The 17,041-nt window shown below is 50.1% G+C and carries 14 protein-coding genes; 9 read left to right on the top strand and 5 right to left on the bottom strand.

Annotation, left to right across the window (positions count from 1 at the left end):
• Position 1 precedes the first annotated feature (1 nt).
• Positions 2–976 carry an aldo/keto reductase gene (locus ACFORK_RS11805; RefSeq protein WP_379198970.1) on the top strand — a complete coding sequence of 325 codons (975 nt, stop codon included), beginning with the start codon at positions 2–4 and terminating at the stop codon, positions 974–976.
• A 61-nt stretch (positions 977–1,037) separates the two neighbouring features.
• On the opposite strand, the gene ACFORK_RS11800 is transcribed toward ACFORK_RS11805, so the two are convergent.
• On the bottom strand, positions 1,038–2,219 hold the full coding sequence (locus ACFORK_RS11800) for an MFS transporter (protein ID WP_379198968.1): 1,182 nt from the start codon (positions 2,217–2,219) through the stop codon (positions 1,038–1,040).
• Positions 2,220–2,348: 129 nt separating this feature from the next.
• Between ACFORK_RS11800 and ACFORK_RS11795 the strand changes: the two genes are divergently transcribed.
• The 3 genes from ACFORK_RS11795 (at position 2,349) to ACFORK_RS11785 (ending at position 4,900) form a co-directional block, all read left to right on the top strand.
• Positions 2,349–3,260, top strand: a complete 912-nt coding sequence (locus ACFORK_RS11795) for a LysR substrate-binding domain-containing protein (RefSeq protein ID WP_379198966.1) — start codon at positions 2,349–2,351, stop codon at positions 3,258–3,260.
• A 150-nt stretch (positions 3,261–3,410) separates the two neighbouring features.
• The gene (locus ACFORK_RS11790; protein ID WP_379198964.1) at positions 3,411–4,388 is read left to right on the top strand and encodes a LacI family DNA-binding transcriptional regulator; all 978 of its coding nucleotides are present in this window, start codon (positions 3,411–3,413) and stop codon (positions 4,386–4,388) included.
• Positions 4,389–4,438: 50 nt separating this feature from the next.
• Positions 4,439–4,900, top strand: a complete 462-nt coding sequence (locus ACFORK_RS11785) for a DinB family protein (protein WP_379198962.1) — start codon at positions 4,439–4,441, stop codon at positions 4,898–4,900.
• An 89-nt stretch (positions 4,901–4,989) separates the two neighbouring features.
• On the opposite strand, the gene ACFORK_RS11780 is transcribed toward ACFORK_RS11785, so the two are convergent.
• The 4 genes from ACFORK_RS11780 to ACFORK_RS11765 form a co-directional block, all read right to left on the bottom strand.
• Positions 4,990–6,081 (bottom strand): carbohydrate ABC transporter permease, encoded by a 1,092-nt coding sequence (locus tag ACFORK_RS11780; RefSeq protein WP_379198960.1) that lies wholly within the window; start codon positions 6,079–6,081, stop codon positions 4,990–4,992.
• Positions 6,081–7,163, bottom strand: coding sequence for a carbohydrate ABC transporter permease (locus ACFORK_RS11775; RefSeq protein ID WP_379198958.1), 1,083 nt, complete (start codon positions 7,161–7,163; stop codon positions 6,081–6,083). The genes ACFORK_RS11780 and ACFORK_RS11775 overlap by 1 nt, the downstream gene beginning before the upstream one ends.
• A gap of 129 nt (positions 7,164–7,292) precedes the next feature.
• Positions 7,293–8,717 carry an ABC transporter substrate-binding protein gene (locus tag ACFORK_RS11770; RefSeq protein ID WP_379198956.1) on the bottom strand — a complete coding sequence of 475 codons (1,425 nt, stop codon included), beginning with the start codon at positions 8,715–8,717 and terminating at the stop codon, positions 7,293–7,295.
• 344 nt (positions 8,718–9,061) lie between these two features.
• Positions 9,062–10,066, bottom strand: coding sequence for a LacI family DNA-binding transcriptional regulator (locus tag ACFORK_RS11765; protein WP_379198954.1), 1,005 nt, complete (start codon positions 10,064–10,066; stop codon positions 9,062–9,064).
• Positions 10,067–10,315: 249 nt separating this feature from the next.
• Between ACFORK_RS11765 and ACFORK_RS11760 the strand changes: the two genes are divergently transcribed.
• From ACFORK_RS11760 to ACFORK_RS11740, 5 genes are all read left to right on the top strand, one after another.
• On the top strand, positions 10,316–11,329 hold the full coding sequence (locus ACFORK_RS11760; RefSeq protein ID WP_379198952.1) for an LLM class flavin-dependent oxidoreductase: 1,014 nt from the start codon (positions 10,316–10,318) through the stop codon (positions 11,327–11,329).
• Between the two features lie 407 nt (positions 11,330–11,736).
• A complete protein-coding gene (locus ACFORK_RS11755) occupies positions 11,737–13,212 on the top strand; it encodes a hypothetical protein (RefSeq protein WP_379198950.1) in 1,476 nt (491 codons plus the stop codon).
• 31 nt (positions 13,213–13,243) lie between these two features.
• Entirely contained in the window at positions 13,244–13,900 is a 657-nt protein-coding gene (locus ACFORK_RS11750; protein WP_379198948.1) for a sortase, read from the top strand.
• 88 nt (positions 13,901–13,988) lie between these two features.
• The gene (pepT, locus tag ACFORK_RS11745; RefSeq protein WP_379198946.1) at positions 13,989–15,221 is read left to right on the top strand and encodes a peptidase T; all 1,233 of its coding nucleotides are present in this window, start codon (positions 13,989–13,991) and stop codon (positions 15,219–15,221) included.
• 333 nt (positions 15,222–15,554) lie between these two features.
• Complete coding sequence (locus ACFORK_RS11740) at positions 15,555–16,943, top strand: MATE family efflux transporter (RefSeq protein ID WP_379198944.1); 1,389 nt, start codon at positions 15,555–15,557, stop codon at positions 16,941–16,943.
• Positions 16,944–17,041 lie beyond the last annotated feature (98 nt).

The raw sequence follows: 17,041 nt of genomic DNA, 5'->3' as shown, positions 1-17,041 counted from the left end.
TATGAACTATCATCGACTTGGAAACAGTGGACTTCAGGTATCTGCACTCGGTTTAGGAACGAATGCCTTCGGCAAACGGGCTGACGAGGGTACTTCCATCGAAATTGTCCATGCAGCCCTGGACGGAGGTATTAACTTCATTGATACTGCCAATATCTATGCTGGAACAGAGTCGGAGCGGATTATCGGCCAGGCCCTGAAAGACAGGCGCCACCATGCGGTACTCGCTACCAAGGCAGGACTAATCCGCAGTGAGGGCCCGAACGGAAGCGGATCCTCCCGCCATCATCTAATGCAAGAGCTGGAAGGTAGTCTGCGCCGCTTGAAAACAGATTATGTTGATCTGTACCAGATTCATACCTTTGATCCCTATACTCCACTGGAAGAGACCCTGCGTACGCTGGACGATATGGTCTCCTCAGGCAAAGTCCGCTATATCGGTGCCTCCAACTATGCCGCCTGGGAGCTGATGAAGGCTCTTGGCATCAGCGAAGCACACCGCTTCACCAGATATGTCTCCATTCAGTGCAGTTACTCGCTGGCTGACCGGACACCGGAGAATGAGCTGCTACCACTCTGCCTCGATCAAGGCCTCGGTATCATTCCATACTTCCCACTTGCCGGGGGTATCCTGACCGGCAAATATAAATCGGTCAGCGATGTCCCGCAAGGCTCACGGGTCGAGACCGATCCAAGCTTCTCCCGCTTCCTCAGCAAGGAGCGGATCGCGCTTGGCGAGACCGTAAGCCAATTGGCGGCAGCGCTAGATACTACGCCTACCGCCTTGTCTCTCGCCTGGCTGATGAATAGGCCGGCTGTCTCCAGCGTCATCGTAGGCGCTACCCGTGTGGATCAGCTGCAGGAGAATCTCACAAGCACCACGCTGGCGCTTGATGCAGAGACACTCCGTAAGCTGGAGGAAGCTAGTAACGCCTTTCGTTACGGCGAACCATTCGCCTACTACCGCTTGTCATAAGCATCATAAAGCTGAAAAACAGCAAGTCCCTGATTTCGGGACTTGCTGTTTTTCAATTTATTCAAGGACGCGTCGGCTTTGGCTCTCCCGTCACTGCTGCAACTGGGGTTCTTGATCCTCTACCAATCCATAATTGGACACCAATCATTAGAACAATCACGACCATAAGCCCCATCAAGGCCAACCGGAACTCACCCGTCCAGTCATAAATCCGACCGATCAGAAGCGGACCCGCAGCACCTAGAATATAACCACCGCCCTGGTTCATGGCTGACCAGGAACTGACTTCCTCAGGCCGCTGTGCCTCAATAATCGGCAGCATCAGCGCTAGTGGGAACAAGCCCCCTGCTCCAATCCCGAGCAGGATTGCACTCAGGAATGGCGATACTGCACTGATTAGCGTAATGATCCCAACCAGTTCGAACAAGCTGCACAGCACCAGCCAGAAGGTGCGCCGTTTATATTTAGCTACCATAATCGGAATGATAATACTGACCGGGATCTGAATTAAAGTAAACAGGGTTAGCAGATTACCCGCCTCATGTCTGGTATACCCCATGGATGATACAATCGGGGCCAGCCAGGCCGTCAACGAATAGAAGATACTGGCCATCATTCCGAAGAATACGGTTAACAGCCAAGCTCGTTTATTAGTCAGCGGCAGCGTAAAATCGGCGTTGTTATTAACCGGCACAGGCTTCGAGGCGACCTTCCACCAGACAAGAATGGCGGCAATCGCCAGGACTGCCCATATGGCCAATGATTTCTGCCATGATTCGCCCAGTAAGGTATACAGAGGGACTGATAATCCTGCCGCCAGTGAAGCTCCGAACACCAGCGAGGCGGAGTAGACGCTGACCAGCGCGGAACCGCTGGGAAAATGAGCTTTAATAAAACCTGACAAGAGCGGTCCGGCAATCCCGATCCCGATGCCTGACAGGAACGCTGTCAGAATCAGGATCCCGGAGGAGCTCGTTACTGCCCGGGCGGCTGTAGCCGCACCAATCAGGATCATGGAGTACAGAATGGCTCGCTCCATACCGATTTTGCGACTGATCTTAACAGCAAGAGGAGCAAAGACGCCCATACATAATACAGGTAACGTGGTCAGCAGACTAGCAGATAACCCGCTCATCCCGAGATCACCCTGGATATTGCTCAGCAGCGGAGCCACAGACGTAATGACCGGGCGCATATTTAAAGAGGCCAGAAACAACGCGGCCAGTAAAAGCACGATTGGCATGTGGATCATCTCCTGTTCAAAGTAGTATCATTTCTGCTTCCTGAGTATACGACCCTGCATAAGAATTGTTCAATACTATTGTTTGTATTATTATCATAGAAAATAACTATGATTGGTAAGGAGCAGAGCATGGAGACACGACATCTGCATTATTTTCTTGCGTTATGCGAAGAACTGCATTTCACCAGGGCTGCAGAACAGCTCGGCATCAGTCAGCCAACCTTAAGCCAGCAGATTCGGGTGCTGGAAGGTGAATTAAATATGCCCCTTTTTGACCGTATTGGTAAAAAAATCGCACTTACGGAAGCCGGGGTTCTGCTCAAAGCCTATGCCTCCCGGATGATCCAGGATGAGCAGAACGCCAAAAATGCCATCAACGAGCTTCGTTCCGACAGCCGTGGAACAATCCGGCTGGGTCTGCTTCCCTCTGACCTCGATTATCGCCTTACACCGCTCCTCGTACAATTTCACCAGGAGTTTCCCAATATACGACTACAGGTATACGCCACCACTCTGATTCGGCAAGAGGTGCTGGATAACAAGCTGGATATCGGGATCAGCCTCAAAGGCCCGCGAGACCCTATGCTGGTCGAAGAGGATCTAGGCATCGAGCTGTACCAGTTGATCATTCGCAAAGATCATCCCTATGCTGACCGCAAATCTATTGAATTATCCGAGCTGCCTGATCTTCCTCTGGTCATGTATCCGCGAGGCTTGCTTGGTCGGGAGCTGGTGGAGGATTGCTTCCGGGAAGCAGGGCTGGAGATCACGCCCCTCATGGAGACCGGATCAGCTACCTCTGTACTCCAACTGGTCAAAGCGGGGATTGGAGGCACGATCCAGCCTGCCAGTCTGCTCAATCATCTGGAGGACCGCAGCTTCTGCTCCATTCCGATTATTAATCATCCTCCACAACGTGAATTGAGACTAATCTACCGGAGTGACCGATTCATCAGTCATGCCACGGGCATTTTCATCGAGCGACTTAGAGAATTTCTGATTAGTGACCTTACCGAAGTGAAAACAGAATCTGATGCTTAGGGATAATAGCTGGACTATATAGTGAGATTGGCTCAGACAATAGCACTGAATAGTTGTTATGAATAGTCAGGAAGGCCTTACGATTATAGACACAAAGCCCCCTCCAAGTTAGTATTAACAAATATATAATGGAATCAGGAGATCAATGAAATGCCGACAATTAAAGATGTGGCACTGAAGGCTGGTGTTTCAGTGACAACCGTATCCAGAGTGCTGAACAACAGAGGTTATCTCAGTGAAGAACTGAAGAAAAAGGTCTATGATACCATGGAGGAGCTGAACTATCGGCCCAATGAATTGGCCCGTTCATTAAGCCGCTCCAAGTCTAACATTATTGGCCTCATTATTCCCTTTGTCTCGCACCCGTTTTTCGGTGAATTGACAAGCCATATTGAAGAACATGCCTACCGGAATGGGTATAAGCTTCTGCTCTGCAACTCTCAATTGGACAAACTCAAGGAGTTCGAATATATCGACATGCTGCGCTCCAGCCGTGTGGATGGCATTATTATGGGGAGCCATACGCTAGAAGTGGAGGCTTACCGCCAGATTCATCTGCCGCTGGTCACCTTTGACCGGCAGATATCACCAGAGATCCCTTACGTCTGTTCCGATAACTACCGGGGGGGAGTACTGGCAACGAGCTTACTGGCTGACAAAGGCTGCCGGAAACTGGCCCACATTGGCGTACATCCGCACCTTAATCTGTTGTCCCACCAGAGATATGTCGCTTTTCGGGACGTTGCGGAGCAACGCGGGATATGGCATACCTCGCTGCACACAGATGTTAATGGCTATAAACTGGAGGAATACGATGCTTTGCTGGAGCGACTATTCTTGGAACACCCGGATATCGACGGAATTTTTGCCAGCAGCGATATTCTGGCGGCGTATGCCCTCAAGGCTTGCCAGAACAGTGGTAGACGGGTTCCGGAGGATGTCCGCATCATCGGCTATGACGGCATAGCCCAGCGGAAGCTGCAAACGCCGCTGATCTCCACTATCCGCCAACCGATTGAAGAGATTAGCAAACGCGCGGTCGAACTGATTATCGAGCAAATGCAAGGCAAGGCTGTCGCCTCCGAGCATATCCTGCCGGTAGAGCTGGAGGAAGGCGCCACTACATAACAGCGGATTCGCTATGGTGAGACCGCTACATGAATAAGGAGGTCACAACGATGACTTTGAACGCTGTTCCATGTATACAGGTGCTGCTGCAAGAAGTGCCGCAGACCTTTCGAAGTCTCACCCATGCCGAGGCGTTAGAACCACTAGCACCTGGCAAATGGTCCCGGCTGCAGATTCTAGGACATCTGTGCGATTCAGCTATCAATAATGTATCGAGGTTCATCCGGATTTCGTACGAGCCACAGCCCCTGGTGGTTTTTGCCTATGAACAAAATCATTGGGTAGATGCGCAGCGTTACAACCAGGCCTCCGTAGAAGAGGTGCTGAGTCTCTGGATTAGCTTGAATCAATCTATATTACGGGTAATCTCGGATCTGAAGCCCGCTCAGTTATCGTTGTCCTGTAAGTTACCTAACGGGGACAACGTCACCCTACAGTGGCTGGTAGAAGACTATCTGAATCATATAGTGCACCACCTGAAACAAATATTCCCGGATATTGATTTCCTTTAAAACTCACAAGGCCCCCGTCACGCTTCCATCGTAGGAAGCAGGACGAGGGCCTTTTTTCATTCTCTCATAGCGTTATCTTATCGCAGTGCTTACCCTTTTACCGATCCACCCATGAGACCTCTGACAAAATATTTTTGTAGCAGGAAGAAGATCGCCAGTGGCATCAGCATAGAGATGAATGCGGCCGAAGTAAGCAGATGCCAATCGTTGCCGCGCGAGCCGACAAGGTCGGCGATCTTCATGGACATGACCTGCACGGATGGTTGGCTGCCGATAAAGATCAGCGACACCAGATAATCATTCCACACCCACAGGAACTGGAAGATGCCGATTGAAGCCAGAGCCGGAACGGACAATGGCAGAATCAGTCTGCTGAAAATCGTAAAATGACTAGCCCCGTCTATAAAGGCTGACTCAAACAGGTCCTTAGGCAGCTGGCTAATAAAGTTGTACATAAAGTAAGTCACCAGCGGCAGTCCAAACGCAGTATGCGCCAGCCAGATGCCCAGGTAGCTCCCGTTCAGACCAAGCGCAGTGTAATCCTTCAGCACTGGAATAAGTGCTACTTGAATCGGGATCACCAGCATGGCAATAATGGTGACGAACAGCGTCTTGCGCCCCGGGAACCGCAGCCAGGCGAAAGCGTACGCGGCAAAGGAGGCAATCAGCACCGGAATCACTGTGGCCGGCACGGCAATCGTGAGCGTATTCCAAAACGCCTGTGACAGACCAGAGCCTTTTTGCACCTTTTCACTGCCATCGGCTTCCTTCAGCTTGTATTCCTTACCGGACAGCACATTCTTATAGTTCTCGAGTGTCAGATCTGGCGTGGTCTTCCAGCCTTGCTCCTGGATGTTCAGGGTACGTGCCCGGCGGTTCTCCCACATTAGGCGATTGCCGTCTACCGTTACCCCCGCTTTTAACTGGTCATCCGTATAGGTCTTGCCCTTGACCTCTATTGGCTGGCGCAGATCCACATCCTTGGAGAGTTGAATGCTTTCCCCTGCCGTCCAGGTCTGATGAGGGAACACCTTCCACCAGCCGGTCTGCAAAATATCCGCCGCCGGCCTGAAGGAGGAAATGAAAAGGCCCAGTGTCGGCAGCAGCCAGATGAAGCAGATAATGCCCAGCACGATGTTAACAGCTGTTTTGCTACCTTTTCTCTTCTTGTTACCGACCATTAGAATCCCCCTTGCTTGCGGAACTGACGCAGATTAATGAAGATCACCGGTAAGACTGCTATCAGCAGAACAATCGCCAACGTCGAGCCGTAACCGAAATTCCGGTACATGAAAAACTGTCTGTAGAATTGTGTGGCTACCACTTCTGTATCGTATTGACCTCCCGTCATCACCATGACGACGTCAAATATTTTCAAAGTAAAGACGATAATGGTTGTCGTAACCGTCAGGATCGTGGTTGAGATGTAGGGAATCATGATGCTGAAGAAAATTTTGATCTCACCCGCACCGTCCACTCTTGCCGCCTCCAGAATATCTTCAGGAACCCCCTTGATCGCTGCCGAAAAAATGACCATGGCAAACCCTGTCTGCATCCAGATCAGAATGATGATGAGGAAGAAATTGTTCCACGGCTGAATCATACTAGTCCAGGCCTGCGGCTCACCGCCAAAATAAGTCACAATTGCATTCAACAACCCAATTTGTTCATCACCTGGCTGATAGTAGTACACAAACTTCCAAATGACACCTGCGGCCACAAAAGATATCGCCATGGGCATAAAAATAATCGCTTTGGCGATTTTCTCATAGCTGCTGCGGTCGGCAAGAATAGCAATGAGTAGCCCCAAGGCTACACATGCCAGTGTTCCCACGAACACCCAGAGCAGATTGTTACGCAGTGCCGTCGCCAGCAGACGGTCATTAAAAATCGCCGTATAGTTGCTCAGTCCAACGAATTTCTCCGAAGAAGCATTGAAGAAGCTCAAGTACAGTGTCCGCAATGCAGGCAGCACCAGCAGCCAACCCAATATCAGCACCGCTGGTCCTATGAAAACATAGGGGAGCACTCTCCTGCGAATATGGGCGGGGTATCGCTCAACTGCCCAGGTCAGTGTATAGTAAATCAGATAGACGCCCAGCACGCCCCAAAGCACGGCAAGAACGGCGGTCACCAGCGGATTCAGCGTTGAATCCCGGAAAAATAGAAAAATCAGTCCATTCACAACGATATTAGCAAGCAATACACCGAGGGATAACAACACCGCCGATACACTGATTCGTTGCTTTGCTTGTGCACCCATGTTAGCTTCCTCCTATAAGTTCTGCCGAGCAAAACTCTCTTTGCAAGCAAGAAAAAGAGAGGCAGCTTACGGTTGCTGTGGCCCGCCTCTCTTCTTGTTGTCATACAGTCCTGTGTTTACGTATTCCGTTTAGTTGTTCCATCCCGACTGGATTTGCTCCAGTGCTTGATCCAGGGTAGCCGTCCCGCTTACATAATCGGTCATGCCCTTCCAGAAGGTCCCTGCACCCACCTTGCCCGGCATGAGGTCAGATCCATCGAAGCGCAGAGTTGATGCGTCCTGAACTAGCTTCGCCATACGTCTATCGGATTCGGAGCTGTACCAATCCAGGGAAGCATCATTCATCGGAGCAATCATCCCGCCAGATTGAACCCAGCTCTTGACCGATTCACCTGTTGTGAAGAACTCCATTACGGCCCGGACTTCCGGACGATCGTTGAACATCGCATAAATGTCGCCAGCTACAAGCACCGGCTTGCCGTATTGAGGATCAATTGGCGGCAGGTAGAACCAGTCGTAATCGACATCCACCTTGGCAGTTTCAGGGAAGAAGCTGGTGATAAAATTTCCTTGACGGTGGAACCAGGCTTTTGGCGGATTGTCGAACATCGGTTTTGGCGCATCACCAAACGCTGTGGTTACAATCGACTTCGTGCCACCGTAGACATAGTCTTTATTCATCCAGATCTTCGACATCACTTCCACAGCATGCTTTACCTCAGGAGAAGTGAACGGTAGCTCGCCTTTGACCCATTTGTCATAGTTCTCTGGAGAAGTGGTACGGAGCATGATATCCTCCACCCAGTCTGTAGCTGCCCAGCCAGTAGCCGCACCGCTCTCGATACCGATGGTCCAAGCAGGGTCCCCGTCCTTGGCGATCTGCTCCGTAAGAGCCATCATCTCATCCCAGGTCTCAGGGATCTTGTAGCCGGCTTCATCAAATTGCTTCTTCGGATACCACACCAGGCTCTTCACGTTGCTGCGGCTCCAGACACCAGCCATAATTTTGCCGTCTTTGCCGTCCATCGTGGACATATCCAGCCAGCTCTTGTTGTAGTTGGACTTCATCTTCTCCTGATCCAGCACATCTGTCAGATCAACGACCTTCCCGGTTTTGGCGATGGCGGCTAGTAGCCCCGGCTGCGGGAAATCAGCGATATCAGGCGCGTTGCCTCCGTCTACCCGGATGTTGATCGTCGCTTCGAATTCTTTGGAGCCCTCGTATTGAATATCAATGCCGGTCTTCTCTTCAAACTCCTTGATGCTGTTCTCGAATTTCACCTGGTCGGCATCTACGAACGGTCCGAACATAGTGACCTTGGTCCCTTTATATTCACCTTTCATCGCTAAATCCAGCGGTGATCCCGCTACGGTGTCCGTACCTGAATTTGTTGAATCCGGAGTATTGTTCGTCTGATTGTTGGCTTTTGCTGGAGGATCTGTCGGTGCTGTTCCGTTATTGCTGTTGCCGCCGCCACATGCGCTTAGCATCATAGCGAAGGACAAGCAGAGTACAAGTGGCAGAGTTACTTTGCGTGTTGAAGATTTTTTCATCTTTGCATACATCCCCTTTTAGTGGTTTAGAGAAGTTTCTGCTGTTAATCACGCCAGGTAGCCCGACGCTACCAGCTTTCCTGGATCACCCCCTTTGCAAAGGTTTTCAAAATATGGATATTGCCGTACTTAAATAGTCGGATTAAACAGCAGTCATTATAATAGCGCTTACATTTAAGTGTTATTTTATAATGAATGCGCTTGCAGTTTTATTTTTATAGGTAAACTCTAAAGTTGGATTGGGTGTAATTCATGGTGGGATAGGAGAAGAGAATACGATGCATGAAGTTATGGTTATTTTAGTGAAAAGCTTTTCAAAATAGATGGAAAAAGAATGCTGCCACTCATTTTTCCCTTGAAGATTCCCTTACGATCAGTCTGTGATCCATTCTTTCCCGCAGAATAGCAACCGAACCGGTCACAAGCAGCTCATGCAGCTTCTCAGCGGCACGATATCCAAGTTCATAGATTGGCTGTGCGATGGTGGTCAATTTCGGAATGAACATACTAGACATTCTAAGGTTATCAAAGCCGACAACGGATACCTGGCCTGGGACATGAATATTCCGGTCTTTAAGATAGGAGATCGTACCCATCGCAAATTCATCAGCTACGCAGAAGACGGCGGTTAGCTCCGGATATGCCGTGAACAACTCATGTGCAGCCTCATAAGCATGCTCAAAACGATGATTGGCGTATCTGATTTTGCCGATATTCTGTTCAAGACCACATTCCGTCAAGGCCCTGATGAACCCTTCATAACGTGGTGGACCAGCGATGGAATTGTCATGGTTAAAGCCGATCATACCGATTTCCTTGTGGCCAAGCTCAATCAGGAATTTTACCGCATCATAGGCAGCCGCTTCGTCATCAACCTCAATAGAAGGAATTTCATAGTCGTAGGTGTGGGAGGATAAGAGTACAAAAGGAATACGGCAACCAACAAGCTTGTCGTAATACTCGGGGTAAAGAACGTCACTGGCGAACACGATGCCGTCCACCTGCTTCTCATGGAAGTTATCGATGTAGGACAACAAGCGTTCCTTGTCACGGTCTGTGTTGCAGATCATCAGACTGTAGCCTAGCTTAATACATGCATCCTGCATGCCCCGGATAATTCCTGCGAAATAGAGGTTCTCGATATCCGGTATTAACAGCCCTAGCGTGAAGGATTTCTTGTAAATCAGACCACGTGCAAAAGCGTTCGGCTGGTACTGCAGCTTCTGCACTGCTTCCATGACCCGCTTACGCTTGCTCTCCACCACCGAATCAGGGGAATTCATCACTCTGGATACGGTACTGATGGATACTTCGGCCATCCTGGCCACATCTCTGATTGTTGGCTTCATTATAGATACTTCCTTTTTAGAAAACCTTTTCAAGGGGATTATAGCAAGGCTGTTTGAAATTGACAAGAGATTTTGTTATGCGCTTTCAAAAATATGTTGCCTAGCAGATCCTCTATAGAGAATCCGGAATTTCAAAAAGCAATTAACTTACTTGAAGTGTGTAAATTATAATTAATCATGGTATAATGTCCTGTGTATCTCCGCACAGCATTGCAAATACTGTTATCAATAGTATGGGAGGGATTATACTTGAAAAAACTTCAGGACGTTCGTATCTCTGTGCTCGATCTGGCTCCGATTGTGGAGGGCGGTTCGGCACGCGATTCTTTTAATAATTCACTCGACCTGGCTCGCCATGCCGAAGATTGGGGCTATCACCGCTACTGGCTGGCCGAGCATCATAATATGCCCGGTATTGCCAGTTCCGCAACATCGCTTGTGATCAGCCATGTGGCAGCAGGAACCAAGACGATCCGCGTTGGTTCTGGCGGCATTATGCTGCCCAACCATGCGCCTCTCACCATTGCCGAGCAATTCGGTACATTGGAATCCTTATATCCAGGCCGTATTGATCTGGGCCTTGGCCGGGCTCCTGGCTCGGATCAGCCTGCTTCCCGTGCGCTACGCCGAGGACTCGGCAGCGACGGAAGTGATTTTCCCGAGCAGCTTAGCGAGCTGCGGGCTTACTTTGACCCGAATGGCGCGGAGTTCCGCCCAGCAGGCGTGCGCGCCGTTCCTGGCGAAGGTCAGAACATTCCGATCTGGCTGCTGGGCTCCAGTGGTTTTAGCGCCAGACTTGCTGGTCAGCTAGGTCTGCCATTCGCCTTCGCCAGCCATTTTGCACCAGAATATCTGCTGCCTGCATTGCATCTGTATCGCACCAGCTTCCGTCCGTCTGAAGTGTTGGAGAAACCGCATGTTATGGTCGGTCTCGGGATTACGGCAGCAGATACCGTGAAGGAAGCCAAGCGGCTTGCTACTTCCCAGCAGCAGCAATTCCTGAATCTGATCCGCGGACGTACCGGGATGCTTCAGCCACCGGTTGACAGCATGGATGAGCTCTGGACTCCGCACGAGAAAGCTATACTTCTCGACAAAGGGAAATATGCCATTGCCGGAGACAAGTCTGCCATTAAGGAAAGACTACAACAAATTCTCGAAGAAACAGATGCGGATGAATGGATCATTGCTTCTCAGATCTATGACCATGCTGCACGACTGCATTCCTATGAGCTGGTGGCCGAAGCCATCAAGGAGAGCTAATATCTTCAGGTGAAACTGTTCGCAATAAAATACACCTTATCTGGTGTAATCTCTAAAAATAAAGAGATAACAAGAGGAATCACTCAATAAAATCATATAATGATTAGAAAATGACCGATTTCAGGTATAACACTTGAAATTGGTCATTTTTCTTTATATCGCATTTTGATTATACTTTAGTTATTCGCTATAACGAACAATTGTGTTCATTATATCCTCTTCTCTGTGCCTCTAACGATTACAGACTGTAGAGAACGGTTGACTTCGTTTTTATAGTAGTTCTTAAAAGAACTACTTTTCGACAAAGTATGAGGATATATGTGTAAATCAACAGCGTATTTTGGCGGGTACCGACATAGTTTGTCTATGCACATGGCAAAGGGCCCCAAGTGAGAGGAGCGAAGACTGTGATTAAGAAATATCGCTCGGCCTTTATAGCTGCGTATGCCCTGATTATTCTGGCAGGTGTCATCTGGCATGCGGGTGGGGCAAGCGCACAGGACACCATTAAACTTAAAGTAAACTCGCATACGACGAGCACAGCAACAATGAACAATATGAAGCCTGGCGATCAGATGCGCTCCGACTACACGATTATTAATGAGGGTAATGAGGGTTTCGATTATTATGTAGACTTTAAATTCAAGTCCGGGGACGTTGAACTGTATAAAATACTGCAAATGACCCTGCAAAAAGAGGGAGTAATCCTCTATTCCGGGGTGATGAGCGAAGCCGCCGGAAGAGTAGCGGTAGGATCGCTCGCCGGAGGCGGGCAGGAAGCCATCATCATGGATGTCACGTTCCCATGGGAGGCCGGTAACGAATACCAAGGGAAAAAGACTACGGTAGCGTTCGAATTCACGGCTTCGGGCACAGCGACGCCAACACCTTCGCCTAAGCCGTCTACCGAACCTAGCCCGACTCCGTCTGCTACGGCCTCACCTGGACCGTCTGCAGAGCCTAGCCCTGAGCCGACTGCTTCTGCTTCGCCGGTGCCGTCTACCGGTCCTAGCCCGACTCCGTCCGCTACGGCAACACCTGGACCATCTGCGGAGCCTAGCCCTGAGCCGACTGCTTCTGCTTCGCCGGTGCCGTCTACCGAACCTAGCCCGACTCCGTCCGCTACGGCAACACCTGGACCATCGTCAGAGCCTAGTCCTGAGCCGACTGCTTCTGCTTCGCCGGTGCCGTCCACTGGTCCTAGCCCGACTCCGTCCGCTACGGCAACACCTGGACCATCTGCGGAGCCTAGTCCTGAGCCGACTGCTTCTGCTTCGCCGGTGCCGTCCACTGGTCCTAGCCCGACTCCGTCTGCTACGGCCTCACCTGGACCATCGTCAGAGCCTAGTCCTGAGCCAACAGCTTCTGCTTCGCCTGAGCCGTCTACTGGTCCTAGCCCGACTCCGTCCGCTACGGCCTCACCTGGACCATCGGCTGGACCTAGTACTCAGCCGACAGCTCCGGCTACTAGTGAGCCTACATCCGGACCTACGGCTACGGCTTCCCCGGGTATACCAGGCTTCATTGTAACGCCTGGACCGTCGGTCGCTCCAACGCCAACGGCAACACCAGTGCCACGCGACATTATCATCACCGACGATTCGGTCCCACTGGGTGGCGGTGATCACAGTGGCGGAACTGCTCCATCGGCTTCACCAGGTGCAGGCACCACTGCTGGTAGTACAGCTAAACCAGCACCATCACCGACATCGTCACCAGGTAAAGATGTCACCTTGACCGACGATAAGCTGCCGCTGGCGGCTCCGGATGCCGGTGATAAGCTCCCGGATACCGCGGAGCCTTGGTATAATCTGATTCTCATCAGCTTGGCTGTCGCTGTGATCAGTGTCATCATTTTGCGCAGATTGAGATCGAAGGGGTAAACTGAATTTCCCTAAGTCTGGAGGAGAGAGTATGAAGAAGAAGCGTTCCGGTGCCGTCATTGCCGTGAAGCTGATCCTCATACTCTCTTTGTCTGTGCTGCTGTATGCTGTCGTGCAGGTGGTTAAAGCCCCTATAGAGGCCAGGCAAGCCCTGCAAGCCTGGGAGAAAAAGAGGGAGGAAGCTGTAAATCCCTCCCATATTGAAGAACAGCCCCTGCCGGAAGGGATGATTAATGTCCCTGCGACAGACCCCGGCTCCAAGCCATCCTATACGGAGGGCGAAGTGATCGGGGAGATTTTTTTCCCCACCTTGAATAAAAAAGTAGCTATCTTGGAGGGGACGGACAGCCCGCAGCTGAAAAAAGGAGCCGGGCACTACGCAGGAAGTGCAGCTATAGGTATGGACGGCAATAGCGTGCTGGCTGGACATCGTGACACTGTATTCCGCAATCTCGGGGAGCTGGCAATCCATGATCCCATCGAGGTGGAGACCGCAAGTGGAAAATTCACGTACGAAATTACAGGAAGTGTAATTGTGGACAAGGACGAACGCGGAGCGATCAAATCGAGTGCAGAGCCTGTTCTCACGCTGATTACATGTTATCCATTCTCTTTCGTCGGTTCGGCGCCTGACCGGTATCTGCTCACTGCGAGGCTAGTGGGGAAAGAACCACTCGGTTCATTTTGAAAGATGGCCTGAGGATGAGACCAGCGATGGAACGTGATACTATAAAGAGAGAGGATTTGAAAATGTTGTGTTGAGGAGCTGAGACAAATTGAAGCAAGAAGTGATGACACGCTTTATTTCATATGCAGTAATAGATACACAGTCTAATGAAGACAATGATACCTGTCCTTCCACACCAGGGCAGTTTGAGCTGGCCCATAAGCTGGTCGGAGAGCTGAAAGAGCTTGGCATGCAGGAAGTGACGGTGGACGAGCATGGCTATGTGATGGCTACGCTGCCGTCCAATACGGACAAGGAAGTGCCGACCATCGGCTTTTTGGCCCACTTGGACACAGCAACGGATTTTACCGGAGCAAATGTAAAACCACAGATCGTAGAGAATTATGACGGTGGCGATATTGTTCTGAACAAAGATCTTAATGTGGTCTTGTCCACGCAGAGTTTCCCTGAGCTGGCTGAATACAAGGGACATACGCTAATCACCACAGATGGAACGACGCTGCTGGGCGCAGACGACAAGGCGGGAATTGCCGAGATTATGACGGCCATGAATTATCTGCTGCAGCACCCAGAGATTAAGCACGGTAAGATCAGGGTGGCCTTTACCCCGGATGAGGAAATCGGTCGCGGACCACATAAATTCGATGTGGCGGCTTTTAACGCTTCTTATGCTTACACGATGGACGGCGGACCGCTAGGGGAGCTGGAGTACGAGAGCTTCAACGCAGCCGCAGCCAAAATCACTGTGAACGGCGTAAACGTCCATCCCGGAACGGCGAAGGGGAAAATGATTCACTCTTCCAAAATCGCCATGGCGCTCCATCTTAGACTGCCGGAGGAGGAAGCTCCCGAGCTCACAGAGGGTTACGAAGGCTTCTACCACCTGATCTCCATTCAGGGATCGGCCGAGCAGAGCAAGCTGAACTACATTATCCGTGACTTTGACCGCAGCCAGTTTGAGGCACGTAAGGCTCATCTGACAGCGATTGTGGACGAGTTCAAGGCCACCTACGGTAATGAGAACGTGATTCTGGAGATCAAGGATCAGTATTACAATATGCGTGAGAAAATTGAGCCCGTGCGTCAGATCGTCGATATCGCACACGAGGCGATGGTGAACCTCGGCATCAAGCCGATCATTCGCCCGATCCGTGGTGGGACCGACGGCTCGCAGCTCTCCTATATGGGGCTGCCAACCCCCAATATCTTTGCCGGGGGAGAGAACTTCCACGGGAAGTTCGAGTACGTTTCCGCCGATAACATGGTGAAGGCGGTTCAAGTCATTGTAGAAATAGCCCAGCTATTCGAGCAAAAAGCATAATAGCAAAAGCCGGGCAGAGGGATAAATCCTCTGCCCGGCTTTTTTAATACCCTCTAATCACTCAATTAATCCACGCATAATCACTCAATTAATCCACGCAAACAAGATTCGCTTCCACTGTTCTCTCCACATAAACACCTGTATTTATGGTGGATGAATTCACCCAAGGTTATTTTGCCCAGATTACCCAAGCAATTTTCTGAATATTTCGGAGAAAAGATGCTGCATTTTCAGAAAAGCTGTGCTAATATTACACTTTGTTTGGAGGATAAAAAAACTATATAGAGTGTGAGCCTACACTATATAAGTATATAAATAATAAGAAGGTGCATCATGGAAAACAAAAATCATCAACAATTTAATCTAATGAAGCTGACTTGGCCGATCTTTCTGGAACTCTTCCTGTTCATGCTCATGGGTAGTGTCGATACCTTTATGATCAGCTCCGTCTCAGATGATGCCGTATCCGGGGTAGGCGCAGCCAATCAGATTATCGCCATTGCCATTCTGGTTCTCAGCGTAATCGGGAACGGCGCATCTATCGTCGTCTCCCAGTACCTCGGTTCCAAAAAACCACGGGAAGCCGCAGAGGTGACCGGGAATGCCATTACCCTCAATCTGATTGTAGGGCTGATCTTGAGTGTGTTACTGTTCGGACTAGGCCGTCCTATGTTACATGCCCTTAATGTTCAGGGCGATATTTTCGATTATGCGCTGTCCTATATGAATATTGTTGGCGGGCTGATCTTCTTTCAAGCCTTGATCAACGGACTTGCTGCCACGATCCGTACACATGGTTTCACCAAGCAGACGATGGTAATTTCCCTGCTGATGAACATTTTTCACGTAATTGGCAACTATCTGCTGATTTACGGACATTTCGGTCTCCCTGCGCTGGGCGTGGAAGGTGCCGCTATCTCGACGGTTGCGAGCCGTCTGATCTGTCTGGCTTTATTCTTCTGGCTGCTCTACAGAATTATGGAAGTGCGGGTTAAGTGGAGATACTATACCCACCTGACCAAAAACTATGTGATGCAAATTCTCAAGATTGGTATCCCATCCGCTTTTGAATCGATTATCTATCAAGCTTGTCAGCTTGTATTTACGCTCTATATTACGTACCTGGGCGCGGAAGCCATGGCTACCCGTCAGTATGCACTCAACATCTCTAACTACATCTATCTGTTCAGTGTAGCTGTATCCATGGGTACCTCCATTATCGTGGGCCATCTGGTGGGTGCAGGACGTAAGGAAGAAGCGTATAAACGTGTATTCTCCAGTGTAAAATGGGCCATGCTCGTCACCGTTATCATTGACGTTATCGTTATTGTGTTCCGGGTGCCGCTGTTTGGACTGTTCACCAATAATGAGAACATCATTATTATGGGTGCCCAGGTTATCCTGCTGAGCTTCTTCCTGGAGACGGGTCGTACAACCAATCTAGTTATCATTAACTCCCTGCGCGCTTCTGGTGATGCCAAGTTTCCTGTCTACATGGGTCTGATCTCCATGGTCTGCATGAGCTTGCCGCTCGGTTATGTGCTGGTGTTCAAGCTTCACCTTGGTCTTGCCGGTGTGTGGATTGCCACAGCAGCAGATGAATGGTTACGAGCGGTTATCATGTACTTCCGCTGGAAGAGCCGGGCTTGGGAAAAACATGCGCTGCTGGAACCGGATCGTCCGGAGTCCTCCTCCGCTTCAACAATGGCAGCTGTACATTAATTTATACTAAAAAAAAGGGCAGTTCTTCGCGTCATTCAGACGCCAAGAATTGCCCTTTTTATTTAATTTCTTAAAAAATGAGGACTATTTTCTAAATT

Origin of the sequence: Paenibacillus sp. GCM10012306 (assembly GCF_042649265.1) — a bacterium.
Lineage (GTDB): Bacteria > Bacillota > Bacilli > Paenibacillales > Paenibacillaceae > Paenibacillus_AQ.
The sequence above is the reverse complement of the archived record's forward strand: the minus strand, read 5'-3'. Positions and strand labels throughout refer to the sequence as shown.